Source organism: Kribbella sandramycini (genome assembly GCF_013131805.1).
Lineage (GTDB): Bacteria > Actinomycetota > Actinomycetes > Propionibacteriales > Kribbellaceae > Kribbella > Kribbella sandramycini.
Genome location: NZ_JABJRC010000006.1, coordinates 145,342 through 171,465 on the forward strand (window position 1 = coordinate 145,342; position 26,124 = coordinate 171,465).

Consider the following 26,124-nt stretch of genomic DNA (forward strand, 5'->3'; position numbering starts at 1 on the left):
TCAAGGGCGCTTGAGGTCAAGGGGTGGGGGTGCGGCGCGGGGTTCCACGGTGCGGCACAATGGCCGGGTGCCCAGGACTCTTGCGGTGGCCAACCAGAAGGGCGGCGTGGCGAAGACGACCACAGTCGCGACGCTGGGCGCTGCGCTCGCGGAGCTGGGGCAGCGGGTGCTGCTGGTGGATCTGGATCCGCAGGCTTGTCTGACCTTCTCGGTGGGGATCGATCCCGAGGACCTGGACAAGTCGATCCATCACGCGCTGCTCGGCGGCGTCCGGGCGCGGGACGTGCTGGTCGAGTTCGACGACGGGCCGGATCTGCTGCCGGCCACGATCGAGCTGGCGACGGCCGAGGTGCGGCTGGCGCAGGAGAGCGGCCCGGAGCAGGTGGTGCGGACGGCGCTGCGGCCGCTGCGCTCGGCGTACGACTGGATCCTGATCGACTGCCCGCCGACGCTCGGGCTGCTCACGGTCAACGGGTTGTCGGCGGCGTCCGACGTGCTGATTCCGTTGCAGTGCGAGACGTTGGCGCACCGCGGGGTCGGCCAGCTGCTGGACACCGTGCACGACGTCCAGCGGCTGACCAACCCGGGGTTGCGGATCCTCGGCGTCCTCCCGACGCTGTACGACGGCCGGACGACGCACGCGCGGACAGTACTGGAGACGATCGCCGACACCTACTCGCTCGATGTGCTCGAGCCGGCCATCCCGAAGTCGATCCGGTTCGCCGAGGCGCCGGCGATCGGCGAGACGATCCTCGCCACCGCGCCGGCGTCCCCGGGTGCGAAGGCCTACAGAGCGCTTGCCGGCGGTTTGCTCGGCTGACGCCGCGCCCGCCAGCGCCAGAGCGGTACGCCGATCAGCGCGAGCATGACCAGGAACGGGAGCATCGCGCCCAGCGCCGTCGCCAGCGCGGCGAACGTTGCGGTGAACGCGCCCCAACCGCCCTTCAGCCCGGCGAGGAACCCGCGATCGTCCTCCTCGTCGACCGGCGCCTTGCCCTTCTCGGCCAGCGTCAGCGTGAGCGTCGCCAGTTCGGTCTGCAGTGCGAGGTTCTTCTGTTTCGCGAGCAGCGCTTCGAGGTCCGCCTCCCGGCGGGTCAGCTCGGACTCGACCGAGACGATCTCACCGACGGTGTTCGCCTTCGCGAGCAGCGCGCGCATCCGGTCCAGGCTGGCGCGCTGCGTCCGGATCCGGCTGTCCACGTCGACGACCTGCTCGGTCACGTCGGCGGAGTCCTGCTGGATGCGCAGCCGCTTACCCAGCTCGGACAGCCGCTGGATCGCGGTCTCGAATCCCGCGCCCGGCACCTTCAGCACCAGGTTCACCGTGGTGATCTGGCCAGCCGGATCGCCGTTGGTGTTCTCGGAGGCGATCTGCCCCTTCAGCTCGCCGACGATCTCGATCGCGCGTTGCCGCGCCTTCTCCACATCGTCGGCCTCGACGGTGAGCGACCCGGTCTTGATGATCGCCCGCGTCACCGACGGTTGCGCCTCCGGCTGGCTCTGGTCCTTCTCCGCCACGGGCGCCTGCGCCTCCTGTGGCTTGGCCTGCCCGCCCACCGACGTACCGCTGTCGGCCATCCCGGCGCTCTCACTACCCCCGCCGGCGCCGCACCCGACCAGCAGTACGACGCCCACAGCGACCGCCACCGCACCCCTGAACCGCCTCATCACCCAGCCCCTCTCGCGTGGTTACGCCCGAGGGACGCCCACGAGAGGCTGGGTGTTGCAGGTGCGAGGTAACGCTTTGGTCGGCTACTCCGGAGCGCTGAAGATCGGCGTCGTGGCGCTGGACTGAGCGGCCTTCTTGCGCGTCCGCTTCACCGGCTCCTCGGCCGGAGCGTCGAACACCTTCGCGGGCGGCGCCTCGGCGGCCTTGACCGGCTTGGCGGCCGCCGCCTTCCGCGGTGCGCGCTTCGGCTTCTCCTCGGCGACAGCTTCTGTCGCCTCGACCGGAGCGACGGCCTTCTTCCGGGTGCGCTTGGGCTTCTCCTCGGCCGGAGCCTCGGCGACAACCTCCGCCTTCTTCCGGGTCCGCGTCCGCTTCACCGGCTCCTCAGCAGCCGCCTCGACGGGAGCAGCAGCCTCGGCCTCAGCCGGAGCAGCAGCCTTCTTCCGTGTCCGGCTCCGCTTCGGCTTCTCCTCGACGACCTCAGCAGCCGGCGCCTCGACGACCGCCTCGACCGGGGTGTCGGCAGCTGCGCGACGCGTCCGGCTCCGCTTGGGCTTCTCCTCGACGGGAGCCTCGGCGACGACCTCGGCCTCGACGACAGCCGGAGTCTCGACTGCCTCGACCGGGGTCTCGGCGCCCGAGCGACGGTTGCGGGTGCGCTTGCGCGGCTTCCGCTCGGCCGGGGCCTCGACGGCCTCGGACGCGGGCGGCACATCGGTCTTCGCGGTGACGTCGGCGCCCTCTTCGAGCGGCTGACCGGCCCGGGTGCGCTTCCGCGTCCGGCTCCGGCTGCGGCGCTTGGCCGGGGCCTCGCCGTCCTCGCGCCGGGGCGGGCGGTCTGCCCGGGCCTCGCGCGGCTGCTCCTCGCGGGCGGCCCGGATCCGGCCCTTGGCATCGGTCGGGATGCCCAGGTCGTGGTACAGCTCGGGCGACGTGGAGTAGATCTCCTGCGGGTCCGGGTAGGGCAGGTCGAGCGCCTTGTTGATCGTCTTCCAGCGGGTGACGTCGGCCCAGTCCACGAAGGTGACGGCGATCCCGCTCGCGCCGGCGCGGCCGGTGCGGCCGATCCGGTGCACGTAGGCCTTCTCGTCCTCGGGGCAGGTGTTGTTGATGACGTGCGTGACGCCTTCGACGTCGATGCCGCGGGCGGCGACGTCGGTGCAGACCAGGACGTCGATCTTGTCACCGCGGAACCGGGTCAGCGCCCGCTCCCGGGCCTGCTGGTTCAGGTCGCCGTGGATCGCGGCGGCCTTGAAGCCGCGGTCCTGCAGGTCGTCGGTGAGCCGGGACGCCTCGCGTTTGGTCCGGCAGAAGATCATCACCCGGCCGCGGTCCTCGGCCTGCAGGATCCGGGCGACGACCTCGGGTTTGTCCAGGTCGTGCGCGCGGTAGACGAACTGCGCCGTGGCCGGCACCGTCTGGGTGTCGTCGTGCGACTCGGCCCGGATGTTCAGCGGGTGTCGCATGTGGGTGCGGGCCAGGCCGATCACGGCCGACGGCATCGTTGCCGAGAACAACATCGTCTGCCGCAGCTCGGGTGTCTTGCGCAGGATCCGCTCGACATCGGGCAGGAAGCCCAGGTCGAGCATCTCGTCGGCCTCGTCGAGGACGAGTACCTTGATGTGGCTGAGGTCGAGGACGCCGCGGTTGGCCAGGTCGAGCAGCCGCCCGGGGGTGCCGACGACGACGTCGACGCCCTTCTTCAGCGCGTCCAGCTGCGGGTCGTAGGCGACGCCGCCGTAGATGGTCAGGACGCGGACCGTGCGGACGGTCGAGGCGACCTCGAGGTCCTTGGCGACCTGGATGGTCAGCTCGCGGGTCGGGGTGACGACCAGGGCCTGCGGCTTACCCGGGGCGGCCAGCTGCTCGTAGTCGGCCTCGCCGGGGGAGATCGTGCGCTGCAGCAGCGGGATGCCGAAGCCGAGCGTCTTACCGGTCCCGGTCCGGGCCTGGCCGATCAGGTCGGTGCCCATCAGGGCGATGGGGAGCGTCATTTCCTGGATCGGGAACGGCTCCACGATGTTGACGCGCTCGAGCGCGTCGCAGATCTCAGGCAGGACGCCGAGCTCTCGGAAGGTGGTCAGGCTGATCGCCTCTCACATGCTTGTACGGACAGTGGCCGGGCGCCGGAGGCTGTGAAGCCTCGTCAGAAGAGGCGCGGGGACACTGTGCAAGCACCTCGCACCAGCGTGCCCATGTGGGCGCGTCACCGGCGAATCACTCACCAGTGTAACGGCAACGTGCGTCAACTCCGGTTCGTGTGGTTTGCGCCACTGTTGTCCACCCGCCCTCGGAGCCGGATAGGGTGCCGGTTTATGGAGCAGACGGCCTTTGACGATCCCGCCTACCGGGCCGCGGCGGTGGACCTGCTGGGAGTTCTCGCGTACGGCGAGCTGACCGCCTTCGAGCGGATGGCCGAGGACGCCAAGCTGGCCCCGACCCTGAACGACAAGGCGGAGCTCGCCGCACTGGCGACCACCGAGTTCGGACACTTCCAGCAACTGCGCGACCGCCTGGTCGCCCTCGGGGTGGACCCGATGGAGGCGATGCAGCCGTTCGTCACGCCGCTGGACGCCTTCCACGACCACACCGCGCCGTCGGACTGGCTGGAGGGTCTGGTCAAGGCGTACGTCGGCGACGGGCTGGCCAACGACTTCTACCGCGAGATCGCCTCGTTCGTGGACGCCGAGACCCGGGCCCTGGTGCTCGAGGTGTTCGCCGACTCCGGCCAGGCCGAGTTCGTGGTGGACCGGGTCCGGGCCGCCATCGAGGAGGACCCCAAACTCGGCGGCCGGCTGGCGCTGTGGGGCCGCCGACTGGTCGGTGAGGCGCTCAGCCAGGCGCAGCGGATCGCCGCCGACCGGGACTCGCTGGCCGCGCTGCTGGCCGGCAGTGTCGACCGTCCGGGGCTCGATTTGGCCGCCATTGGCCGAATGTTCACCAGACTGACCGAGGCCCACACCGCCCGGATGACTGCGCTTGGCCTTCAGGCCTGATTTCATACCGTCCGTTCTGTCCAACGGGGGTCTGACGCCGGAGCCTGCCTCATGACACACCGCCCGATCCGCTTGGGCCTGTACTCCGACACCCTGGTGCCGCGCGCCGACGGTGTCGCCGTCTCGCTGGAGGCGGCCGGAACCGCTTTGCTCGAGCTCGACGACCTCGAGCTGGAGGTGGTCGCGCCGTACAAGAGCAAGAACAACACCAGCGCGCTGCCGATCCGCTCGGTACCCGGTGTGGACCTCTGGGGTCGTGACTACCGGCTCGGGACGTGTCTGCCCGGGCACAAGCCGGACTACGACGTCATCCATGTCCACACCCTCGGTCCGGTCGGTGTGGGTGGTCTGTACGCCGCGTGGCGCCGCAAGATCCCTCTCGTGCTGACCTGGCACACCGATATCGAGGCTTACCAGCGGCACTACGCGGAGATCCGCCTGGCGATCTGGACGGCCGGTCGGGCCTGGCGGCTCGGCGTCGGCGCGCCCCGGGGCTACCAGTCGAAGTGCACCGAGGTGCAGAACCTGTTGCGCGCCGTCGACCTGGTGATCGCACCGACCGCGAAGGTCGAGCACAGCCTCAACGAGCTGGGCTGTGAGGCGCCGACCGCCGTCCTGCCGAGCCCGACGCTGCCACTGCCGGCGCCATCGGTCAGCACGGACGAGATCCGCCAGGCGCTGCGCCTCGGCGCGAGCGACCCGATCGTGCTGTCGGTCGGCCGGCTGAGCGGTGAGAAGAACGACGAGCTGCTGCTGCGCATGTTCGCGGAGCTGGTTGCCGAGCGCCCGGATGCCTGCCTGGTCCTGGTCGGCGGGTACGGCGGCCGGGTCACGCAGCTGATCGAGGATCTTGGCATCGCCGAGCGGGTCCGGATGCCCGGCGTCCTGCCGCGCTCGGAGCTGGCCGGGTACTACGCGGCCGCGAGCGCGGTCGTCATCTGCTCGGTCACCGAGACCCAGTCGCTGGTCGCGCACGAGGCCGAGGCGGCCGGCTGCCCGCTGATCGTCGTCGACCCGTGGCTCTACCGCGGCCACGAGGCGACCCGGACGTTCGCCCCGGCCGAGCCGCGCGGGCTGGCCGGCGTCGTCGCCCGGTCGTTCCGGACGCCGGACCCGGCGCGCCCGTGGGCGCCGCGCTACCGGCCCGAGCCGCGGGAGCACGCCGAGAAGCTGCTGGCCCTCTACGAACAGCTGGCCGGCCGGGTCTGAACAGCGCAACGGCCGCCTGCCCCGGAGCTCCGGGGACGGCGGCCGTCGAGGACGAGCGCTGACGTCAACTGGTCTTCGGTTTGCGTCCCGCGATGATCGCGATCACGACCGCGGCGCAGATGATCTGGATCAGGTACTGGATCCAGTCCGGGCCGTTGGTGTCCTTGATGTCGAGGAAGTAGGCGATCAGACCACCGATGAAGGCGCCGATACCGCCGCCGAGGATGGTCCAGCCGAGGCTGATGTTCTGTTTGCCGGGGAGCACCAGCCGGGCCAGCGGCCCGAAGATGACGCCTGCGAGCAGACTGACGATGATCATCCAGATCCAGTAACCCACGGTTCCTCCTTGTGAGGGGTTTCGACCTGCGCCCCGATCTGGCGCCCCGTAGCTACCAGACCACCTTGGCGCAGGTCTCACCGCACATGGTGCCCATGCAACCGGATTCCGGAACCCGGACACGCGCGAGCGTGTCCGGAACGCGATCAGATCGCGCCGAATCCGACCTTCCGGATCGAGACCTCACCGATCTCCACGTAGGCGAGCCGGTCCGCGGGCACGAGCACCCGGCGGCCCTTGTCGTCGGTCAGCTGCAGCAGGTTGCTCTTACCGCTGAACGCGTCCGCAACCAGCGCCTGCACCTCGTCCGGGCTCTGCTCGCTCTCCAGCACCAACTCGCGATTGGCGTGCTGTACGCCGATCTTGACCTCCACGAAACCCTCCGGGCACGTTCCGACCGGCGGCTCTCGCCGGTGACGGTTCGAGCCTATCCGCTACCGTCGGCGAGCTCTCACCCGTCCGCCCAGAGCAGAACGTCAGCCGTCGGACCGCGGACTGTGTCAGCTTTCGCTGCGCGGACTGTGTCAGCTGTCGCTGCGCGGGAAGCCGCGGATCCCCCGCCAGGCCAGCGAGGCGACCAGGTCGGCCGCGTGCTCCTGGGGCAGGGAGGTGCCGTCGCCGACGGCCAGCCAGTACCGGGCGCTGACCTGGGCCATCCCGACCAGGCTGACCGCCAGCACCATCGACTGCTCGTGGTTCAGCCCGGCGTCCGCGCTGATCACCTCGGAGACCGCCTCGGCGCAGGCGTGCGTGACGCGGTCGACGCGCTCGCGGACGGCGGGCTCGTTGGTCAGGTCGGACTCGAAGACCAGCCGGAAGGCGCCCTGGGCGTTGGCCACGTAGTCGTAGAACGCGTGGATGGTCGCCGCGACCCGGAGCTTGTTGTCCTCGGTCGACTTCAGCGCGTCCTGGACCGAGGCGACGATCGCGTCGCACGAGGTGTCCAGCAGCGCCAGGTAGAGGTCGAGCTTGCCGGGGAAGTGCTGGTACAGGACCGGCTTGGAGACGCCGGCCCGGTCGGCGATGTCGTCCATCGCGGCGGCGTGGTACCCGTTCGCGACGAAAACCTCCTGGGCCGCCTCCAGCAGTTGCGCGCGGCGGGCCAGCCGGGGCAGGCGGCTGCCGCGTTTCGGTGCGGTCTCCGGTGTCGTCGACACGTCGGGCTCCTTCGGTGGTGCGGGGCCGAGCAGCAGGTCCCGCCGCCCGGTCGTTCCCCGAATCCTACCCATCGGTCCTCCCGGTCAGTAGCTTCCCCGCCGATGCCGCTTACCCGGGCAGTGGCCGCGGGTCGGCGTACAGGTCGCCCAGGACGTCGCCGTACGCCTCGATCCGGGCCAGGACGTCGTGCGGGAGGAACCTGAGCTCTTCGGGCGCGGTGGCGCCGGCCACCTCGTCCCAATCGATCGGAGTCGACACCCGTGGCTCCTCCGCGCCGCGCAGCGAGTACGGCGCCAGTGTGGTCTTGGCGCTGGCGTTCTGGCTCCAGTCGATGAAGACCTTGTCCGGCCGGAGCGCCTTGGTCATGTTCGCCGTGACGCTCTCCGGCAGGGCCTCGGCCAGCTGCTCGGCGAGCTGCTTGGCGAAGGCGCTGGTACGCCGGGACGACGCGGGCTCGATCGGCACGTACAGGTGCATGCCCTTGTTCCCGGACGTCTTCGGCCAGCCTTCGAGCCCGTAGTGCGCCAGCAGCTCCCGCAGCGCCAGCGCGACGTCGCAGCACTCGACGATGGTCGCTCCGGGCCCAGGGTCGAGGTCGAACACGATGAGGTCGGCCTGTGGGTCGGCGCCGTGCTCGGATTGCCCGATGCGCCACTGCGGCACGTGCAGTTCGAGCGCAGCGAGGTTGGCGAGCCATACGACGGTCTGGATGTCGTCCGCGACCACGAAGTCCGCCTCGTCCCGGCCGGTCGAGCTGCCCGGTGTCGGCAGCGTCTCGGTACGCACCCAGGCCGGGGTGCCGCGCGGCGCGTTCTTCTCGAAGAAGTACGCCGCCGCGGTGCCGTCCGGCCAGCGCTTCCGCGTCAGTGGCCGGTCCGACAGATGTGGCAGCAGCAGCGTGGCCACCTGGTGGTAGTAGTCGATCACCTCAGCCTTGGTGAACCCGGTCTGCGGATAGAGGACCTTGCCGAGGTTGGTGAGCTTCAACGTCTGCCCGTCGACCTCGGTCGTCAGTTGCTGCGGCGCGGCCATAAGTCCCAGTCTCCACCTCGCAAGTCGTCCTAACATGGCTTTTGTGGAGAGTTACGGGGCAGTAACCGGCGCTGATGCGCCGCTGGAGACACAGGAGTGGCCGGCTCGGCAGGTGCCGGTCGCCGGGGTGGACCTGCTCGTCAGGGACGTTCCCGGCGCCGGGGCAGGCCTGCCGCCGGCGCTGTACGTGCACGGTCTGGGTGGGTCGTCGCTGAACTGGACGGCGCTCGGGCTGCTGCTCAACGACACCATTCGCGGCATCGCGCCCGACCTGCCCGGTTTCGGCCGGACGCCGGTCGCCGGGACGACGGGGATCACCGAACAGGCCGACGTCCTGATCGAGCTGCTGGAGCGCGAGTTCGACCAGCCGGCCAATGTGTTCGGCAACTCGATGGGCGGGGCCGCTGCGGTCGCGCTGGCCGCCCGGCGTCCGGATCTGGTCGCGTCGCTGACGCTCGTCTCGCCTGCGCTGCCGCATCCACGGGTGTCGGCCAGTGCGCTCTGGTTCGCCGCTCTGGCGACGCCACGGCTCGGCCCGGCCGTTCTGAGCCGGACGCGGCAGCTGCCGTTCGACCGGCGGTTCGAAGCGTCGTTGTCGATGGTGTTCGGCGACCCGCGGACACTGCTGCCCGAGGTGCGCGCGGCGTACGAGGAAGAGCTGCACCGCCGCGACAGCGACCCGTGGGGTACGCAGGTCACCACCGAGGCCGCACGCAGCATCCTGTGGTCGTCGCTGGCGCCGCCGAGCCGTTCGCTGTGGGCCGACGCCGCCTCGGTCGAGTGCCCGGTGCTGCTGGTGTACGGCGGACGCGACCGGCTCGTCGACTCGCGGATCCGGGCCAAGGCGCAGCGCACGTTCCCGAACGCGCGCCTGCTCTACCTGCCCAGATCCGGGCATGTCGCGCAGATGGAACACCCCGAACAGGTAGCTGCCGCCTTTCGCGACCTGATTGACGTGCGACTGAGACGCAGTTGAGCGGCGGATCAGGTCAACTTTCCTCTCGCCCACGAAGTCTGACGAATGGTCTGTTTCGTCGAAAATCGAGAGGACAACCGTGCGGGTTATCGACAGTTTCGCCCGAAGTCTGTCGCTGGGGATGGTCGCACTACTAGGGGTGGGGACGACACTGGCGCCGAGTGCCGCCGCCGCACCACCGGATCCGCCATCCGTTGCTGAGGGCAACAAATGGAACGTGCAACAGGTCCCCGGCGGCTACCGCGTCTCGGTGGTCCTGGATGCGCCGGTGCCGATGCGCGCGGCACTACCGCAACTGGCCGCCGACGGCGTGCCGCTGGGCCCGGCCAGGCAATCGCCGGACGGCCGCAGCCTGTGGCTGATCACCACCGACAGTAGCGTCCGCCAGGCCAAGGAGATCCGGCTGGCCGAGCCGGGGGAGCTCAACAAGAAGGGCCGTGCGCTGTCCGGCCCGGCCACCGACCCCTATTGGCTGAATCCGCGGACCGGTCCGCTGCTGCCGGACGACCCGGCGAAGCCGGGTAAGTACCAGGTCCAGACCTCGGAGTACAACCTCGGTGACGAGGCAGTCGATTTGCCGGGGCTGCGCCACAAATCAGAGGTGGTCGGCAAGGTCTACGCACCGGTCGGAGCGACCGGCAAGCGGCCGCTGGTGATCTTCCAGCACGGCCGCCACCAGGTCTGTTACGGCGCCAAGGAGGCGCCGAGCGACATCCCCTGGCCGTGCGCGAAGGGGACCAAGCCGGTTCCCAGCTACCGCGGCTATGACGGCGCTGCGAACGCGCTGGCCAGTCACGGGTATCAGGTGGTGTCGATCAGCGCCAATGCGATCAACGCCTGGGACTCCGATGCCTATGACGCCGGCGCGCAGGCGCGGGCCGAGCTGATCCTCGAGCACCTGGCGCTGTGGAAGAAGTGGTCGACAACCAGCGGCGGCCCGTTCGGCGCCAAGTTCGTCGGCAAGATCGACCTGACGAACGTCGGCCTGATGGGGCACTCGCGGGGTGGTGAGGGCGTGGCACGGGCCGCTGTCCTCAATGCCGACCGCGGTGGCCAGTACGGCATCCGTGCGGTGCTTCCGCTGGCTCCGGTCGATTTCGCGCGCTCCACGGTGCCAGGGGTCGCGATGAGCGTCCTGCTGCCGTACTGCGATGGCGACGTGGTGGACCTGCAAGGGCAGAAGTTCTACGACGACACCAGGCATTCCGTCACCGGAGACCGCGCAGCACGCTCGACGGTCACCGTGCTGGGCGCCAACCACAACTTCTTCAACACCGAGTGGACGCCGGGCCAGTCCGAGGCGCCGTCGTCGGACGACTGGTACGGCGAGCCGAACGAGAAGCCGTGCGGCGCGAACTACGAGGGCCGGTTGAAGCCCAAGGAGCAGCAGGCTGTCGGTACGGCTTACCTCGCGGGCTTCTTCCGGCTGCAGTTGGGGTACGAGAAGCAGTTCCTACCGCTGTTCGACGGCTCTGATGCTCGTGCGGCGTCCGCCGGTAAGGCGGTTGTGCGCGTGGTCGCTCAGGCCCCGCTGGCGTCGCGCAGCGATATCAACTACTTCGACAAGCCGCTGCCGGCGGAGGCGATCAGTGGCAAAGTCACTGCGACGGTCTGTGCCGGTGCCAAGCTGAAGGAACCGGCCAAGGCTGCCACGCAGCCCTGTCTGGAGACCGACGGCGGCTCTGACGCGCCGCACTGGACGACGAGCTACCTCGCCGCAAGCACCCCGACGCTGGCCGTGACGAAGCTGTCCTGGACCGACCAGACCGGGGCCGTGCGGATCAACCTGGCCGCGAAGCAGCGCGACGTGCGCAAGTACGCCGCGCTGTCGTTCCGGGCCGCTCCGGACCCAACTGGCGCGCCCAAGACGGACCTCAGCGTCCGTGTGGTCGACGGCCGCGGACAGGCCGCCGTCGTACCGGTGTCGACTGTCAGCGACGCTCTGACCCGGCTGCCGGGCAGCAACGCAGAAGGGTTGCCGAAGAACCTGCTGCGAACGGTGCGGATCCCGCTGTCCTCGCTCAAGGGCGTGAATCTGCGCGACGTCCGGGCGGTCGAGCTGCGGACCGACCGGGTTGCGCAGGGATCGGTGTACGTCAGCGACCTGACGTTCTCGTCGCCCGGCGTCGGCGTCTCGGCGCCGGCTGTGACGCTGCCCAAGGTCTCGGCCTCGAATGCCGGTGAGTTCAAGGAAGGCGACACGGGCACCCAGTCGGCCGACTTCGTGGTGACGCTGAACCGGCCGAGCGCCCGGCCGATCACGGTGTACGCCGAGAGCAACCTGCCCTGGGACACGTCGGCAGTCGGCGCGGTGGCCAAGAAGCTGGTCTTCAAGCCCGGGCAGGTCCGGCAGGAGGTGAGCGTGCCGATCATCGGCAACACCCGGGACGCTGCCGACGTCGCGCAGTTCTCGCTGGCGCTGTCGGCGCCGCAGGAGGCGCTGCTCGACCAGTCCTTCGGGCTCGGCTCCGTGATCGACGACGACGCAACGCCGACACTCACGATCGGAAACGTGACGGTTGGCGAGCAGGACGGCGACGTGGCGTTCCCGATGACCCTGTCCGCGCCGAGTGACCGAATGGTCTGGGTCAACGGCGCGCTCAAGGACGGGACCGCCGTGCTCGGGCAGGACTACAGCAGCCTCTGGCCGCCGCCGGATGCCTTGGTCGACGGCTACATCTGGCAAGGCGAAACGAGCGGCCAGGTGAGCGCCCGCGTCCTCGACGACACCGTCAAGGAACCCGCCGAGACCTTCACCGCTGTGCTCGACACCGGCGAGGGCGGAGACGTCAAGCTGCCGCTGACCGTCACTGCCACCATCACCGACAATGACTGAGAGGAAGACTGTGCGAGTTACCGGCAGATTCACGAGATACCTGTCGCTGGGGCTGGTCGCAGTCCTCGGGGCCGGGCTGATGACGGCGCCCGGCGCCGCTGCCGCACCGGCGTCCGTTGCGCAGGGCGACAAGTGGGACATCCGTCCGGTCGCCGGCGGCTACCAGGTGTCGCTCAACTTGGACGCTCCGGCGCCGATGCGTGCTTCAGCGCCGCTGCTGGTCGTCGACGGCGTCCCGGTCGGAGTCGCCAAGCAGTCGCGGGACCGGCGCAGCCTGTCGCTGGTGACCACCGACAGCGCCGTCCGGAACGCGAAGAGCGTCCAACTGGTCTGGTCGGGGGACCTGGGCAAGCTGGAGCAAAAGGCCGCGGCCCGTGCGCTGGCAGGCGGTACGACGGACGCGTACTGGAACAAGGCCCGGCAGGGTGCTCTGCTGAAGGACGACCCGGGCAAGCTCGGCATGTACCAGGTCGAGACGTCGGAGTACAACCTCGGTGACGAGGCCGTGTACCTGCCCGGGATCGGCCAGAAATCAGAGGTGGTCGGCAAGGTCTACGCACCGGTCGGTGCGACCGGCAAGCGGCCGCTGGTGGTCTTCCTGCACGGCCGGCACGAGTACTGCTACGGCGATGCAACAGAAGCGGGCGACAAGCCATGGCCGTGCCCGAAGGGCGCCAAGCCGATCCCGAGCTACCGCGGGTACGACGCTCCGGCGAAGGCGCTGGCCAGTCACGGCTATCAGGTGGTCTCGATCAGCTCGAACGCGATCAACGCGTACGACGGTGACGTGTACGACCTGGGCGCGCAGGCCCGCGGCGAGCTGGTGCTCGACCACCTGGCGCTGTGGAAGAAGTGGTCAACGGCCGGTGGTGGTCCGTTCGGCAACAAGTTCATCGGCAAGCTCGATCTGAAGAACGTCGGCCTGATGGGCCACTCCCGGGGTGGTGAGGGGGTCGCTCGCGCCGCAGTGATCAACTCGGATCGCGGTGGCGAGTTCGGCATCCGTGCGGTGCTTCCGTTGGCGCCGGTCGATTTCGCGCGGTCGACAGTGCCAGGGGTCGCGATGAGCGTCCTGCTGCCGTACTGCGATGGCGACGTGTCGGATCTGCAGGGGCAGAAGTTCTACGACGACACCAGGAACTCCGTCACCGGGGACGGCGCTGCTCGTTCGACTGTGACCGTGCTGGGCGCCAACCACAACTTCTTCAACACCGAGTGGACGCCGGGCCAGTCGGTCGCGCCGTCGGGTGACGACTGGGGTGGCGAGCCGAAGGCGACCTGCGGCGACCGGACCGTTGGCCGGCTGAAGGCCAAGGAGCAGCAGGCTGTCGGTACGGCGTACCTCGCCGGCTTCTTCCGGCTGCACCTGGGCAACGAGAAGCAGTTCCTGCCGCTGTTCGACGGCTCTGACACCCGTGCGGCCTCGGCGGGTAAGGCTGTGGTGCGAGTGGTCTCGCAGGCGCCGCTGGCATCGCGCCGTGACGTCAACGCACTCGACAAGGCGCTGCCGAAGGGTGCGGTCAGTGGAAAGGTCACTGCGACCGTTTGTGCCGGTGTGAAGCCGCTGACGGCGTCCAAGGCCGCGGCCACCCCCGCCTGTCTGCTCACCGACGGTTGGGGCGACTCGCCGCACTGGGAGCCGGCAGCCCTTGCCGGGCGGACACCGAGCCTGGCAGTCACCAAGCTGGCCTGGACCGCCAAGACCGGCGTCGTACGACTCAACCTGCCCGCGAAGCAGCGCGACGTGCGCAAGTACGCCGCTCTGTCGTTCCGGGCCGCTCCGGGCGCGCTGGGGACACTCACCACCGACCTCAGCGTTCGAGTGGTCGACGGTCGCGGCAAGGCGGCCGCCGTACCGGTGTCGAGTGTCAGCGACGCGCTGACGCGTCTGCCGGGCAACCTGCAGTTGGGACTGCCGAAGAACCTACTGCGGACCGTGCGGATCCCGCTGTCGTCGCTGAAGGGCATCGACCTGCGAGACGTCCGTACGGTCGAGCTGCGGACCGACCGGGTCGCATCGGGGACGGCGTTCGTCAGCGACCTGGCATTCTCGTCGGCCGGTCTCGGAACCTCGGCTCCGGCCACGCTGCTGCCGAAGCTGTCCGCATCGGACGTCAAGGTCAAGGAGGGAGACAAGGGCACCAAGCTGGTCGACATGTACGTCCGGCTGAGCCGCCCGAGCCCCCGCCCGGTCACCGTGTACGCCGAGACCACGCCCTCCTTCGAATCGACGGCCGTGGGCGACGTGGCCAAGACGCTGGTCTTCAAGCCCGGACAGACCAAGCTGAAGGTCAGCGTGCCGATCACGGGGAACACCCGGGACAGCGCGGACGCCAAGTTCTCGCTGGTGCTCTCCGCGCCGAAGGAAGCCCTGCTGGACCACTCCTTCGGCCAGGGGCTGGTACTCGACGACGACCCGACGCCGACGCTGACCGTGGGCAACCTGACCACGGTCGAGAAGTCCGCCGACGTCAAGATCCCGGTCAAGCTGTCCGCGCCGAGTGATCGGTACGTCACGATCAGCGGGTCCGTCCAGGACGGCACCGCCGTCCTCGGGAAGGACTTCCGCGGCCAGAACGACCCGCCGGACCGCTCGATCGAGGGGTACTTCGAACCGGGTAAGACCGCCGGTGAGCTGCTGGTCGGGATCGTCGACGACAAGGTCAAGGAGCCGACCGAGACCTTCACCGCGGTGCTCAAGGCCGTCGACGGGGCCGATATCAAGTTGCCGGCGACGGTCACGGTGACGATCACCGACAACGACTGACCCCGCTCGCCAGGTGAGACCCCGGTCCCGGGATTCGGACCCGGGCTGGGGTCTCCGCGATTCTGCGGGAACATGGAGACCGGGCCGATGGTTGAAACCCAGACCGCCCGCCTGAACCCTTCACCGAGGAGCCGACACGTGTCACTGCCACCGCTGGTCGAACCGGCCGACGAGCTGACCATCGACGAGGTCCGCAGGTACTCGCGGCACCTGATCATCCCCGAGGTCGGGATGGCCGGCCAGAAACGGCTGAAGAACGCCAAGGTGCTGGTGATCGGCGCCGGCGGCCTCGGCAGCCCGGCGCTGCTCTACCTGGCCGCGGCCGGTGTCGGCACCCTCGGCATCGTCGAGTTCGACACCGTCGACGAGTCGAACCTGCAGCGCCAGATCATCCACGGCCAGTCCGACGTCGGGAAGTCCAAGGCGCAGTCGGCCAAGGAGTCGATCCTCGAGACCAACCCGAACACGAACGTCGTCCTGCACGAGACCCGGCTGGACAACGACAACGTCTTCGAGATCTTCGAGCAGTACGACCTGATCGTCGACGGCACCGACAACTTCGCCACCCGCTACCTGGTCAACGACGCGGCCGTCCTGCTCGGCAAGCCGTACGTCTGGGGTTCGATCTTCCGCTTCGACGGCCAGGTGAGCGTGTTCTGGGCCGAGCACGGCCCGTGCTACCGCTGCCTCTACCCCGAGCCGCCGCCGCCCGGCATGGTTCCGTCCTGCGCCGAGGGTGGGGTGCTGGGCGTGCTGTGCGCGTCGGTCGGCGCGGCGCAGGTGACCGAGGCGCTCAAGCTGCTCACCGGGATCGGCGACCCGTCGCTCGGCCGGCTGAACATCTACGAGGCCCTCGATCTGAACTGGCGCACACTGAAGGTCCGCAAGGACCCGAACTGCGCGATCTGCGGCGAGAACCCGACCGTCACCGAGCTGATCGACTACGAGAGCTTCTGCGGCGCGATCACCGAGGAGGCGGCCGACGCCGCCGCCGGCTCGACGATCTCGGTCAAGCAGCTCAGCGAGTGGATCAAGCTCAAGGACAACGGCGAGAAGGACTTCCAGCTGATCGACGTCCGGGAGCCGAACGAGTACGAGATCAACCGGATCCCCGGCTCGGTGCTGATCCCGAAGGCCGATTTCCAGACCGGCGTCGCGCTGGAGAAGCTGCCGCAGGACAAGCAGCTGGTCTTCCACTGCAAGTCCGGCGTCCGCTCGGCCGAGGTGCTCGCGATCGTCAAGGGCGCGGGCTTCTCCGACGCCGTCCACGTCGGCGGCGGCGTGGTGGCCTGGGTCGACCAGATCGACCCGAGCCAGCCCGCCTACTAGAACGACCCTCGGCTAGAACGGCATCCGGCATCCGGCGACTGCCTCGGCAGCCGCCGGATCGCCGGTGACCACCGGGTCGTCGTCGCGGCCGGAGAGTGTGCGCATGTAGGCGACGGCGTCCACCTGCGCGTGGCCGACCGGCTCGCCCCTCCCCAGCCGGTAGGTCCCGCCTCCCTGGCCGGTCAGCTCCAGCTCGACCGCGGGCCGGTCACCCCAGAACGGCCCGTCGAGCACATCCCGCATCACCTGCGCGATCAGCTCCCCGGCGTACGGACCGGCGTCGAACGGCCGGTCGAGGGCCTGGCAGACGTCGTCGCGGTGCATCCACAGGTCGCGGGCCAGCAAGATGTCCTGGATGTAGCCCAGGTCGAGTGAGAACCCCGGGATCTCGTCCACCGACATGCTGATCCGGCGGAGCAGCGCCGGGTTGGTGCGGATCTTCCGGGTTGCCTTGGCCCAGCTCCGGTCGAAGGCGAGCCGCAGCTCGGCAGGCGGCGTACCGCGGTGCTCGTCGGCCTGCACCATCATGTGCGCGTCGAACTTCGGCGTGCCGGGGTAGACCCGCTTCGCCTTGCGGAGCCGGCGGGGGAACGACCACGGCAGGTTCACATCCTCCGCCTGGCCGATCAGATGCCCGGCGATGTCGGCGACGTCCCACGCGTCGCAGACCGTACGCCGATGCCAGTCGTCGCCCTCGATCGACGCGAGCAGCTCACGCCAGGCTTGCAGCTCGGCGGCGCGGTGCTCGGCGCAGCGTGGGCGGTCGGCGCGGCTGATGTCAGCCGCTGCTACTGCTTCCATGATTCCCCCTGGTCGGTGCGTAGTACTGGTAGAACATGTCGAGCGCGATCGGCATCAGCCGGACGTAGCGGCCGTCGTCGTACGACGCGTCGGGCTCGTTCGCGATCTGTTGCGCAATCACGCCGCCGGTGATGGACGTGTAGAGCGCGAGGCCCTCTTCGCCGGCCGCCTCCGGGCGCAGGATGCCCTGGTCGACGCCGGTCTGCAGGTGGCGGCGCAGGTCTTCGAGCGCCTCCTGGGCGGGTGCATAGGCCTCTGGGCTCGGCTCGAAACCGGGGACCGTTCGCCAGAACAGCAGCTGTGAGTAGACCTGGTGTTCGAGGCACCAGCGGGTGAAGGCCGCGACCGAGATCCGGTCGAGTTCGCGCGGGTCCTCGGTGTCGGCCTCGGCCTGCGCGGCGCGGCGCGCCTCGCGAATCAGCTCACCCCCGCGCTGGAACAGCGCGTCGTAGATGGCAGCCTTGGACGGGAAGTACTGGTAGAGCGACGGCGGGCGCATCCCCAACCGGCGCGCCACCGCGGACATGCTGAGCGCGGCGACGCCCTCGGTCTCCATCAGCTCGATGGCGACCGCGAGGATCTCCTCGATCGTCTCCTGCCGGCGCCGGGTCCGGCGGTCCAGCCCGGTTGTGCTCATAGGATGAGGAAAACCTAACGGCGTTAGGTAAGTCAATACCCTGTAGGGAAACCCCGGGGTTTGTCCCCGGCGGCGCGTAAGGTCGGGGCATGTGCCGAAACATCACCGTGCTCCGGGGGCTGGAGCCGGCCGCGACCTCCGAGGAGATCTATGCGGCCGCACTGCAATACGTCCGTAAGGTCACTGGCGTCGGCGCGCTGAGCGGCGCCACCCGGGAGCCGATCGAGCGCGCCGCGGCCGAGGTCGCGCGGATCACCGAGCAGCTGCTGACCGAGATGCCGGAGCGCCGGGTGCCGCCGCAGACCGTGCCGCCGCTGCGCCGTCCGGAGGTCCGCGCCCGGCTCGGGCTCGACTAGGGCTCGACCGAATCGGTAGAGGTGCTGGAGGATCCGGCGTCCCGGTTGCCCGTCGCGTCCCGTCCGACCCGACTTCGCACCAGCTTTCCGTGGCCCCCAGCACCCCGGCCTCTTGCGGTGTTCCTGACTCCAGTGTCCCGGAGGTTCGCGGTGTGCTCCGTGCTTGTCGGCGCGCCGTTGTAGGGTCGCCCGGGAAGCGTTTTCAGCAAGGGGAGGCCGGTAATGCGATTCGCCCTCAAGACCAGGCCGGAGCACACCACCTGGCAGCAGATGCGCGACGTGTGGGTCGCCGCGGACCAACACGAGATCTTCGAATCCGCCTGGCACTGGGACCACTTCTACCCGCTCAGCGGCGACCTGGCCGGCCCGAACCTGGAGGCCTGGACGACGCTCGCCGCGCTCGCCCAGGCGACGTCGCGGATCCGCGTCGGCTGTCAGGTGAGCGGGATGATCTACCGTCATCCGGCCGTCCTGGCGAATATGGCCGCGACCACCGACATCATTTCCGGCGGCCGGCTCGAGCTCGGGGTCGGCGCCGGCTGGAACGAGCTGGAGACCGCGGCGTACGGCATCGAGCTGTACCCGTTGAAGGAGCGTTTCGACCGGTTCGACGAGGGGGTGCAGGCGATCATCGCGCTGCTCACCGAGAAGTCGGCGAACTTCGACGGCAAGTACATCCAGCTGAAGGACGCGTACTGCGAGCCGAAGGCCGTCCAGACCCCACATCCGCCGATCGCGATCGGCGGCAAGGGCCCGAAGCGCACGCTGCGCGCGGTCGCCAAGTGGGCTCAGCACTGGAACGCCATCGTGCCCGGCCCCGCGGAGTGGGCGCCGCTGAAGGAGATCCTGGTCCAGCATTGCGCGGAGGTCGGCCGCGACGTCAGCGCGATCACCTGCTCGGTGAACCTGCGGATCGACCCCGATGAATCCCTCGACGTCGCGGTCGCCACGGCGGCGGCGTACGCCGAGGCCGGTGTCGACATGGTCGTGATGAACCTGCCGCTCGACGCGCCGCCGTCCGTCGTCGAGCCGCTCGCGAAAGCCCTCGCCCCGCTCGCATAAATTGGTCCTGTGGATCGGGAGGAATACGTCGAAGCGGTGCTGCGGGCGGTGGAGTCGATCCCGCCCGGCAGCGTCGCGACGTACGGCGATATCGCGGAGTACGTCGGTCAGGGCGGGCCGCGGCAGGTCGGCGCGATCATGCGCGAGTACGGCGGCGGCGTCCCGTGGTGGCGGGTGATCCGCGCGTCCGGCGTACCGGCCGAAGAGGTCGGCGACGAGCAGTTGCACAACCTGCGGTCGGACGGCGTCCGCATCACCAACGGGCGGGTCGATCTGCGTGCGGTGCGGTGGGATCCGTCGTGAGGTGACACCGGCGGCGCGCGACTCCGCCCCGAGTCTGCGCGCCGCCGGCGACCGCGACCGGTTCAGTGGTTGGGGTCACCGACCCGGTGCGTTCGTAGGTCTGATGCGGACGCCGCGGCAGAAGTTGTGCCGTCCGGATTTCGGGGCACGATCGGGCCCGGCGGGGTGCGCGATGGGGATTTGTCGGTGGGGTCTGATGGGATGGGTCGATGGTCAGCAGGCAGGGATCCCGGTATCGGTTGGTCCGGGCAGAGGGGCGCGCGGCGCAGGCGCCGGCCCTGGATGCCGATCAGCAGGCCGTGGTCGATCATCCTGGTGGTCCGTTGCTCGTGCTGGCCGGGCCGGGAACGGGGAAGACGACGACGCTCGTCGAGGCGGTCGTCGATCGGGTGCACAACCGCGGCCTGAGTCCGGACGAGGTGCTCGTGCTGACCTTCGGGCGGAAGGCGGCGACCGAGCTGCGGGACCGGATCACCGGCCGCCTCGGGAAGACGACGCGGGTGATGCCGTCGATGACGTTCCACTCGTTCTGTTATGCGTTGCTGCGGCGGTTCACCCCGGCGGATGCGTTCGACGTCCCGCTGCGGTTGCCGTCGGGGCCGGAGCAGTCGCTGCGGCTGAGCGAGGCCCTGTCGGGGAGTCGTGAGGTCGGCGCGGTGCACTGGCCGCGCAGTTTGCATCCGGCGCTGAAGACGCGCGGGTTCGTCGACGAGGTGCAGGCCGTGATCGGCAAGGCGCGGCAGCTCGGCCTCGACCCGGAGGATCTGTCCGCGATCGGCCGGTCGGCGGAGCGCGCCGAGTGGGTCGCGGTCGGTGACTTCTTCGAGGAGTATCTGCAGATCCTCGACCACGAGCAGGTGCTGGACTACTCCGAGCTGATCCATCGCGCGGTGATCCTGGCGCAGCAGCCCGCCGTCCAGGACAAGCTGCGCCGCGAGTTCAAAGCGGTCTTCGTCGACGAATACCAAGACACCGATCCCGGGCAGATCCAGCTGTTGCGCGCGATCGCGGGCGACGGGCGGGATCTGGTCGTCGTCGGTGATCCGGATCAGTCGATCTACACGTTCCGCGGCGCCGATGTGCGCGGGTTGCTGCGGTTCACCGACGAGTTCCGCGGGCTCGACGGGTCGGCGGCGGCGCAGATCGCGCTGGGAACGACGCGCCGGTTCGGGACGACGTTGCAGCGGGTCTCGCGGAACGTGGTGAACCGGCTCGGCGTCCCGGGGACACTCGATCGGGAGACGTTCGAGCGGTTCCGCAATCCGGATGCCACCGGCTGTGTGTACGGCGCGGGCAAGGTCGAGGCGAATCTGTACTCGACGAGCGGGGCCGAGCTCGAGCACATCGCGGATCTGCTCCGGCGCGCCCACGTGCAGGACGGCGTCGGCTGGCATGAGATGGCCGTGCTGGTCCGGTCGGGCAGCCGATCGATTCCGCCGTTGCGGCGGGCGCTTGCCGCCGCGGGGATTCCGGTCGATGTCGCCGGTGACGAGCTGCCGTTGTCGCGGGAGCCCGCCGTCCGGCCGATGCTGCTGGCGTTGCGGGCCGTGGCTGATCCGGCGACGCTGACGGTGGAGGTCGTCCGCGCGTTGGCCCTGTCGCCGTTGGGCGCGATGGATGCCGGGCAGCTGCGGCGGCTGGCGCGGGTGCTGCGGCGTCGCGATCGGGAGGCGGCCGACGGGCAGCGGCTTCCCCGCTCGTCGGATGAGCTGCTCCGGGAGGCGTTGCTGAACCCGTTGCTGCTCGACGAGGAGGCATCGCCGGCCGAGGCGCGGTTCGCGGCGCTCGGGGAGCGGTTGCTCAAAGCAAGGAATATCGTGAACGCCGGCGCCGCGCCGGACGAGGTGATGTGGTCGTTGTGGTCGGAGTCGCCGTGGTTGCGCCGGCTGCGCGGCCAGGCGAACTCGGGCGGCGAGCCGGCCCGCGCGGCGAACCGGGATCTCGACTCGTTGTGCGCGTTGTTCGACGCGGCGGGGCGCGCTGAGGAGCAGATCGGGTTCAAGGGCGTTTCGGCGTTCCTGAGCGAGCTGGAGTCGCTGGACATCGCGGCGGACAACCGGTTCGACGGCACCTACCGGGAGGCCGGCGTCCAGCTGATGACGGCGCACCGGTCGAAGGGGCTGCAGTGGCGGCTCGTCGTGGTGGCCTCGGTCCAGGAGGGCCAGTGGCCGGATCTGCGGCGGCGCGGTTCGCTGCTGGAGCCGGATCGGCTGGGGACGAACGGCTTGATCGAGCCGTTGTCGGCGGGTGCGTTGCTGGCTGAGGAGCGGCGGTTGTTCTACGTCGCGATCACCCGCGCGCGGGAGCGGCTGATCGTGACGGCGGTGCAGGCGCCGGAGGCGGATGGGGATCAGCCGTCGCGGTTCCTGGCCGAGCTGGACATCCCGCTGAAGCTGGTGGCCGGGCGGCCTCGGCGTCCGCTGTCGTTACCTGGCCTGGTTGCCGATCTGCGGTGCGTCCTGGCGGATCCGGCGTCGTCGCCGGCGTTGAAGCGGGTCGCGGCGGATCGGTTGGCGCAGTTGGCCGATGCTGTTGACGACCGTGAGTACGCGTTGGTGCCGACGGCTGATCCGGCGCGCTGGTGGGGTGTTCGGGAGCGGACTCGCTCGGAGCGCCCGATCGCGGATCCGGAGCTGCCGGTGCCGCTGTCCGGGAGCGCGCTGACCACGATCGTGGACTGCCCGCTGCGCTGGTTCCTGACCCGGCGGGCCGGTGGGGAGACGCCCAGTACGGCGGCGATCGGGTTCGGCCAAGTGCTGCACACGCTGGCCGACGCCGTTGCGACCGGCACGCTCCCGCCGTCAGCCGACGAGTTGAACGGCTGGCTCGACAAAGTCTGGACGCAGCTCGACTTCGAGTCCGCCTGGATCTCCGACCGTGAGCGCGCCGAGGCCGACCAGGCCCTCCGTCGCTTCGTCGCCTGGCACCAGGGCCGTCCCGACCGCACCCTGGTCGGCACCGAGGTCGAGTTCGACGTCCTCCTCCCGGACGCCGACCAGCCCGCCGTCCGCATCAAAGGCCGGATGGACCGCGTCGAGTCCGACCCCGAAGGCGCGCTCCGCGTCGTCGACCTCAAAACCGGCCGCACCGTCCCCACCAAACCCGCCGTCGCCCGCCACGTCCAGCTGGCCATCTACCAGCGAGCCATCCAATCCCGCCAACTCAAAGCCCTCGGCGAGAACCCGCTCGCCGGCGGCGCCGAACTCGTCCAGCTCCGCCACGACGAAGCCGGCTTCCCCAAAGTCCAGCCTCAGTCTCCCCTCGAACCCGACGAAGACGGCAACACCTGGCTCGACGAAGCAGTCACCGACGCCGAAACCATGATCCGCACCGAGTCCCTGACCGCCCAACGCAACGACGGCTGCACCCGCTGCGAAGCCCGCCCCCTCTGCCCCATCCAACCCGAAGGCCGAGAAATCGTATGAGTGCGGTGAAGTTGCGGACGACCTCCGAGTTGTGTGAGTTGTTGGGGGTTCCGTTCAGTGAGCAGCAGCTGGCGGCTATTACGGCGCCGTTGGCGCCGGGGGTGATTGTGGCGGGGGCCGGGTCGGGGAAGACGACGGCGATGGCGGCTCGGGTGGTTTGGCTGATCTGCACGGGGCAGGTGCAGCCGGAGGAGGTGCTGGGGCTTACTTTCACGAAGAAGGCCGCGAACGAGCTGGACGTGCGGATTCGGGAGGATCTGACGAAAGCCGGCGTGCTCGGGTCGACGCTGCCCCCGGATCAGCATCCGATCCTCGCGGCGCACCTGCGCAGCAACGTGCCGAACTGGGAGCCCGAGGAGCCGGGCGAGCCGGTGGTGTCGACGTACCACGCGTTCGCGGGCACGCTGATCACCGAGCACGGCCTGCGGCTCGGCCTCGAGCCGGATGCGCGCGTGCTCGCCGATGCGACCAGGTTCCAGCTCGCGGGCCGCGTCGTACGCCGTTCGTCCGGCCCGATCCGCTTCGCGTCGCACCACGTCCCGACGCTCGTCAACAGCCTGCTGTCCCTTGACGGCGAGCTGGCCGACCACCTGCTGAAGGCGGACGCCGTCCGCGACCACGACGACGCCGTCCGGAGCGAGGTCGCCGCGGCGCGCAAACAGACGGTCGAGGTGCGCAAGCTGGCCGAGACCGCGTTGAAACGCGGTGAGATCCTGCAGCTCGTCGAGGAGTACCAGGCCTACAAGGCCGAACGCGGCGTGGTCGACTTCGCCGACCAGATGGCCCTCGGCGCGCGCCTGGCCGAGGAGTGCCCCGAGGTCGCCGTCGCCGAACGCGCGCGGTACAAGGTCGTCCTGCTCGACGAATACCAGGACACCTCCGTCTCCCAGCGCCGGATGTTGACCGCGCTCTTCGCCGGCCCCGACGGCCGCGGCCACCCGGTCACCGCCGTCGGCGACCCGTGCCAGGCGATCTACGGCTGGCGTGGCGCCTCCGTCGCCAACCTCGACGAGTTCCCCGAACACTTCCCGAACGCCGACGGCAGCCCCGCCCGCCGCTACGTCCTGAGCGTCAACCGCCGCTGCGGCAGCCGCATCCTCGCCGCCGCCAACCAGCATGCCGCCGAGCTGTACGAACAGCATCCCGGTGTCATCCCCCTCGAAGCTCCCGCCGACGCGCCCGAAGGCGCGATCACGGTCGGCCTCTTCGAGACCCGCTCCCAAGAGATCGAGTGGGTCGCCGACGCCATCGTCGCCGCGCATCAGAACCGCGGCCGGCGCTGGAAGGACATCGGCATCCTGATGCGGACGAACGTCGACCTGAGCGCCGTCCACGAAGCGCTGATCTCCCGCAAGGTCCCGGTCGAGGTGGTCGGCCTCGGCGGTCTGCTCGCGCTGCCCGAGGTGGTCGACGTCGTCGCCACCCTGCAAGCCGTCAACGACCTGACCGCGAACGCCGCGATGCTCCGCATCCTCACCGGCCCGCGGTACCGGATCGGCCACCGCGACCTCGCCCTGCTCGCGAACCGCTCCCGCGCCCTCGCCGACACCGGCGCCCGCCCCGCCGTCGACGACCTGGTCGCCGCGCTCGACGCCGCCGTCGCCGGGATGGATTCCACCGAGGTCATCTCGCTCGCCGAAGCCGTCGACGATCCGGGCTCCGAGGCCTGGGGTTACGCACCCGAGGCGCTGAGCCGCTTCAAGGAGATCTCCACCGAGCTGCGCGAGCTCCGCGCCCACGCCGGTGAGCCGCTGCTCGATCTGGTCCGCCGAGTGATCGCAACGATCGGCCTGGATATCGAGCTGACCGCAACCCCCGACCACATCGACTCCGGCCGCCGCGACCACCTGGCCGCCTTCTTGGATGCCGTCGGCAACTTCGTCTCCACCGAGTCGGACGGTTCGCTCGACGGCCTGCTCGCCTACCTGGCCGCCGAGGAGGAGTACGCCGCCGGCCTCGACCTCGCCGTCCCGAGTGAGGCGGACTCGGTCAAACTCCTCACCACCCACCGCTCCAAAGGCCTGGAGTGGCCGATCGTCTTCGTGCCGACGCTCGTCCAGAAGGTCTTCCCCTCCGACCGCGGCCGGGACAAATGGACGACGAACGCTAAGGTGCTGCCCTGGCCGCTGCGCGGTGACGCCGACACCCTGCCCGACTTCCACGACCTGTCGAACGCCGGCCTGAAAGCCTTCGCCGACGAGTGCAAGGAGGTCAACTCGCTGGAGGAGCGCCGCCTCGGGTACGTCGCCTTCACCCGCGCCAAGGAGCTCCTGGTCGCCACCGGCCACTGGTGGGGCCCCACGCAGAAGCGCCCGCGCGGCCCCTCGTCGTACCTGGAGACCTTGAAGAAACACGCCGGCGAGCGCGTGATCGCCTGGGCCGACCAGCCCGAGCTCTCCGAGGAGAACCCGGAGCTCGCCGAGCAGACCACGGCGGCCTGGCCGGCGGCGTACGACGCCGATGCCTACCGCCGCCGGCTCGACGCGGCCGAGCTCGTCCAGCGTGCCCGCGCCGAAGGGCCGTCGGCCGCGGCCGAAGAATCGCTACTGCTCGACGAACAGGCCCTGGTCGCCCGGTGGGATTCCGAGCTCGAGCGATTGTTGTCCGAGGCAAGAGAATCCCGCAGCCGCAAGGCGTACGACGTCACCCTGCCGGCCGCCCTCTCGGCCACCCAGGTGATGCGCCTGGCCAAGGACCCGGACGGCCTCGCCTCCGAACTCGCCCGCCCGATGCCCCGTAAACCCAACCGCGCCGCCCGCTTCGGCACCCGCTTCCACGCCTGGGTCGAGTCCTACTTCGGCCAGCAACTCCTGATCGACCCCGACGACCTCCCCGGCGCGGCCGACGAGGACATCGTCGACGACACCGACCTCACCGAGCTCATGGAGGCCTTCCGCACCGGCCCCTACGGCGAAACCACCCCCTACGAGATCGAGGCCCCCTTCGCCCTCTCCCTCGACACCCGCACCATCCGCGGCCGCATCGACGCCGTCTACCAGGTCGTCCGCCCCGACGGCTCCCGCGGCTACGACGTCGTCGACTGGAAAACCAGCCGCTCCGAATCCGCCGACCCCCTCCAGTTGGCCATCTACCGCCTCGCCTGGTCCGAACTCATGAACATCCCCCTCACCCAAGTAGGCGCCGCCTTCTACTACGTCCGCACCGCGGAGATAGTCCGCCCCGAGCACCTTCCGGCGAAGCGCCAACTCATCGAGTTGCTGAACGGCTGAC

Annotated in this window: 20 protein-coding genes; 12 read left to right on the forward strand and 8 right to left on the reverse strand. The window is 69.8% G+C overall.

Annotation, left to right across the window (positions count from 1 at the left end; all coding sequences use genetic code 11):
- Positions 1-67: 67 nt before the first annotated feature.
- Positions 68-820 carry an AAA family ATPase gene (locus tag HPO96_RS23940; RefSeq protein WP_171676198.1) on the forward strand — a complete coding sequence of 251 codons (753 nt, stop codon included), beginning with the start codon at positions 68-70 and terminating at the stop codon, positions 818-820.
- Here HPO96_RS23940 and HPO96_RS23945 read toward each other — a convergent pair.
- Entirely contained in the window at positions 787-1,668 is an 882-nt protein-coding gene (locus tag HPO96_RS23945) for a DUF4349 domain-containing protein (protein ID WP_171676200.1), read from the reverse strand. The two genes, HPO96_RS23940 and HPO96_RS23945, sit on opposite strands and share 34 nt — an antisense overlap.
- A gap of 84 nt (positions 1,669-1,752) precedes the next feature.
- Positions 1,753-3,663: a DEAD/DEAH box helicase gene (locus HPO96_RS23950; protein ID WP_171676202.1), complete on the reverse strand. Its 1,911-nt coding sequence runs from the start codon at positions 3,661-3,663 to the stop codon at positions 1,753-1,755.
- A 321-nt stretch (positions 3,664-3,984) separates the two neighbouring features.
- On the opposite strand from HPO96_RS23950, the gene HPO96_RS23955 reads away from it, so the two are divergent.
- Positions 3,985-4,665, forward strand: coding sequence for a ferritin-like fold-containing protein (locus HPO96_RS23955; RefSeq protein WP_171676204.1), 681 nt, complete (start codon positions 3,985-3,987; stop codon positions 4,663-4,665).
- 51 nt (positions 4,666-4,716) lie between these two features.
- Positions 4,717-5,874 carry a glycosyltransferase gene (locus HPO96_RS23960; protein ID WP_171676206.1) on the forward strand — a complete coding sequence of 386 codons (1,158 nt, stop codon included), beginning with the start codon at positions 4,717-4,719 and terminating at the stop codon, positions 5,872-5,874.
- A gap of 64 nt (positions 5,875-5,938) precedes the next feature.
- On the opposite strand, the gene HPO96_RS23965 is transcribed toward HPO96_RS23960, so the two are convergent.
- From HPO96_RS23965 to ligD, 4 genes are all read right to left on the reverse strand, one after another.
- On the reverse strand, positions 5,939-6,211 hold the full coding sequence (locus HPO96_RS23965) for a GlsB/YeaQ/YmgE family stress response membrane protein (RefSeq protein ID WP_337796783.1): 273 nt from the start codon (positions 6,209-6,211) through the stop codon (positions 5,939-5,941).
- A 146-nt stretch (positions 6,212-6,357) separates the two neighbouring features.
- Positions 6,358-6,585, reverse strand: coding sequence for a DUF3107 family protein (locus HPO96_RS23970; protein WP_171676208.1), 228 nt, complete (start codon positions 6,583-6,585; stop codon positions 6,358-6,360).
- A 150-nt stretch (positions 6,586-6,735) separates the two neighbouring features.
- Positions 6,736-7,368 (reverse strand): TetR family transcriptional regulator, encoded by a 633-nt coding sequence (locus tag HPO96_RS23975; protein WP_171676834.1) that lies wholly within the window; start codon positions 7,366-7,368, stop codon positions 6,736-6,738.
- 109 nt (positions 7,369-7,477) lie between these two features.
- The gene (gene ligD / locus HPO96_RS23980; protein ID WP_171676210.1) at positions 7,478-8,401 is read right to left on the reverse strand and encodes a non-homologous end-joining DNA ligase; all 924 of its coding nucleotides are present in this window, start codon (positions 8,399-8,401) and stop codon (positions 7,478-7,480) included.
- 43 nt (positions 8,402-8,444) lie between these two features.
- On the opposite strand from ligD, the gene HPO96_RS23985 reads away from it, so the two are divergent.
- From HPO96_RS23985 to moeZ, 4 genes are all read left to right on the forward strand, one after another.
- The gene (locus tag HPO96_RS23985) at positions 8,445-9,377 is read left to right on the forward strand and encodes an alpha/beta fold hydrolase (protein WP_171676212.1); all 933 of its coding nucleotides are present in this window, start codon (positions 8,445-8,447) and stop codon (positions 9,375-9,377) included.
- Positions 9,378-9,456: 79 nt separating this feature from the next.
- Positions 9,457-12,213, forward strand: a complete 2,757-nt coding sequence (locus tag HPO96_RS23990; RefSeq protein WP_337796784.1) for a Calx-beta domain-containing protein — start codon at positions 9,457-9,459, stop codon at positions 12,211-12,213.
- Positions 12,206-14,980, forward strand: a complete 2,775-nt coding sequence (locus HPO96_RS23995) for a Calx-beta domain-containing protein (RefSeq protein WP_171676214.1) — start codon at positions 12,206-12,208, stop codon at positions 14,978-14,980. Before HPO96_RS23990 ends, HPO96_RS23995 begins: the two co-directional genes overlap by 8 nt.
- A 138-nt stretch (positions 14,981-15,118) precedes the next feature.
- A complete protein-coding gene (moeZ, locus tag HPO96_RS24000; RefSeq protein WP_171676216.1) occupies positions 15,119-16,309 on the forward strand; it encodes an adenylyltransferase/sulfurtransferase MoeZ in 1,191 nt (396 codons plus the stop codon).
- Between the two features lie 12 nt (positions 16,310-16,321).
- Here moeZ and HPO96_RS24005 read toward each other — a convergent pair whose 3' ends face one another.
- On the reverse strand, positions 16,322-17,110 hold the full coding sequence (locus HPO96_RS24005; protein WP_171676218.1) for a maleylpyruvate isomerase family mycothiol-dependent enzyme: 789 nt from the start codon (positions 17,108-17,110) through the stop codon (positions 16,322-16,324).
- Positions 17,088-17,747, reverse strand: coding sequence for a TetR/AcrR family transcriptional regulator (locus HPO96_RS24010; RefSeq protein WP_171676220.1), 660 nt, complete (start codon positions 17,745-17,747; stop codon positions 17,088-17,090). The genes HPO96_RS24005 and HPO96_RS24010 overlap by 23 nt, the downstream gene beginning before the upstream one ends.
- Positions 17,748-17,836: 89 nt before the next feature.
- On the opposite strand from HPO96_RS24010, the gene HPO96_RS24015 reads away from it, so the two are divergent.
- The 5 genes from HPO96_RS24015 (at position 17,837) to HPO96_RS24035 (ending at position 26,123) form a co-directional block, all read left to right on the forward strand.
- Positions 17,837-18,103, forward strand: a complete 267-nt coding sequence (locus HPO96_RS24015; RefSeq protein WP_171676222.1) for a DUF2277 domain-containing protein — start codon at positions 17,837-17,839, stop codon at positions 18,101-18,103.
- A gap of 222 nt (positions 18,104-18,325) precedes the next feature.
- Positions 18,326-19,165, forward strand: a complete 840-nt coding sequence (locus HPO96_RS24020) for a TIGR03560 family F420-dependent LLM class oxidoreductase (protein ID WP_171676224.1) — start codon at positions 18,326-18,328, stop codon at positions 19,163-19,165.
- A 9-nt stretch (positions 19,166-19,174) separates the two neighbouring features.
- Positions 19,175-19,468, forward strand: a complete 294-nt coding sequence (locus HPO96_RS24025; RefSeq protein WP_171676226.1) for an MGMT family protein — start codon at positions 19,175-19,177, stop codon at positions 19,466-19,468.
- 209 nt (positions 19,469-19,677) lie between these two features.
- Complete coding sequence (locus HPO96_RS24030; RefSeq protein WP_171676228.1) at positions 19,678-22,893, forward strand: ATP-dependent helicase; 3,216 nt, start codon at positions 19,678-19,680, stop codon at positions 22,891-22,893.
- Positions 22,890-26,123, forward strand: coding sequence for an ATP-dependent DNA helicase (locus tag HPO96_RS24035; protein WP_171676230.1), 3,234 nt, complete (start codon positions 22,890-22,892; stop codon positions 26,121-26,123). Before HPO96_RS24030 ends, HPO96_RS24035 begins: the two co-directional genes overlap by 4 nt.
- Position 26,124: the final 1 nt, after the last annotated feature.

Excerpts from the sequence above, each read along its gene's own strand:
- HPO96_RS23950 (WP_171676202.1), bottom strand. The coding sequence starts at position 3,663 with ATGACGCTCCCCATCGCCCTGATGGGCACCGACCTGATCGGCCAGGCC.
- HPO96_RS24015 (WP_171676222.1), top strand. The coding sequence starts at position 17,837 with ATGTGCCGAAACATCACCGTGCTCCGGGGGCTGGAGCCGGCCGCGACC.
- ligD (WP_171676210.1), bottom strand. The coding sequence starts at position 8,401 with ATGGCCGCGCCGCAGCAACTGACGACCGAGGTCGACGGGCAGACGTTG.
- HPO96_RS23960 (WP_171676206.1), top strand. The coding sequence starts at position 4,717 with ATGACACACCGCCCGATCCGCTTGGGCCTGTACTCCGACACCCTGGTG.
- HPO96_RS23945 (WP_171676200.1), bottom strand. The coding sequence starts at position 1,668 with ATGAGGCGGTTCAGGGGTGCGGTGGCGGTCGCTGTGGGCGTCGTACTG.
- HPO96_RS24020 (WP_171676224.1), top strand. The coding sequence starts at position 18,326 with ATGCGATTCGCCCTCAAGACCAGGCCGGAGCACACCACCTGGCAGCAG.
- HPO96_RS24030 (WP_171676228.1), top strand. The coding sequence starts at position 19,678 with ATGGTCAGCAGGCAGGGATCCCGGTATCGGTTGGTCCGGGCAGAGGGG.
- HPO96_RS24005 (WP_171676218.1), bottom strand. The coding sequence starts at position 17,110 with ATGGAAGCAGTAGCAGCGGCTGACATCAGCCGCGCCGACCGCCCACGC.
- HPO96_RS24035 (WP_171676230.1), top strand. The coding sequence starts at position 22,890 with ATGAGTGCGGTGAAGTTGCGGACGACCTCCGAGTTGTGTGAGTTGTTG.
- HPO96_RS23995 (WP_171676214.1), top strand. The coding sequence starts at position 12,206 with ATGACTGAGAGGAAGACTGTGCGAGTTACCGGCAGATTCACGAGATAC.
- HPO96_RS24010 (WP_171676220.1), bottom strand. The coding sequence starts at position 17,747 with ATGAGCACAACCGGGCTGGACCGCCGGACCCGGCGCCGGCAGGAGACG.
- HPO96_RS23955 (WP_171676204.1), top strand. The coding sequence starts at position 3,985 with ATGGAGCAGACGGCCTTTGACGATCCCGCCTACCGGGCCGCGGCGGTG.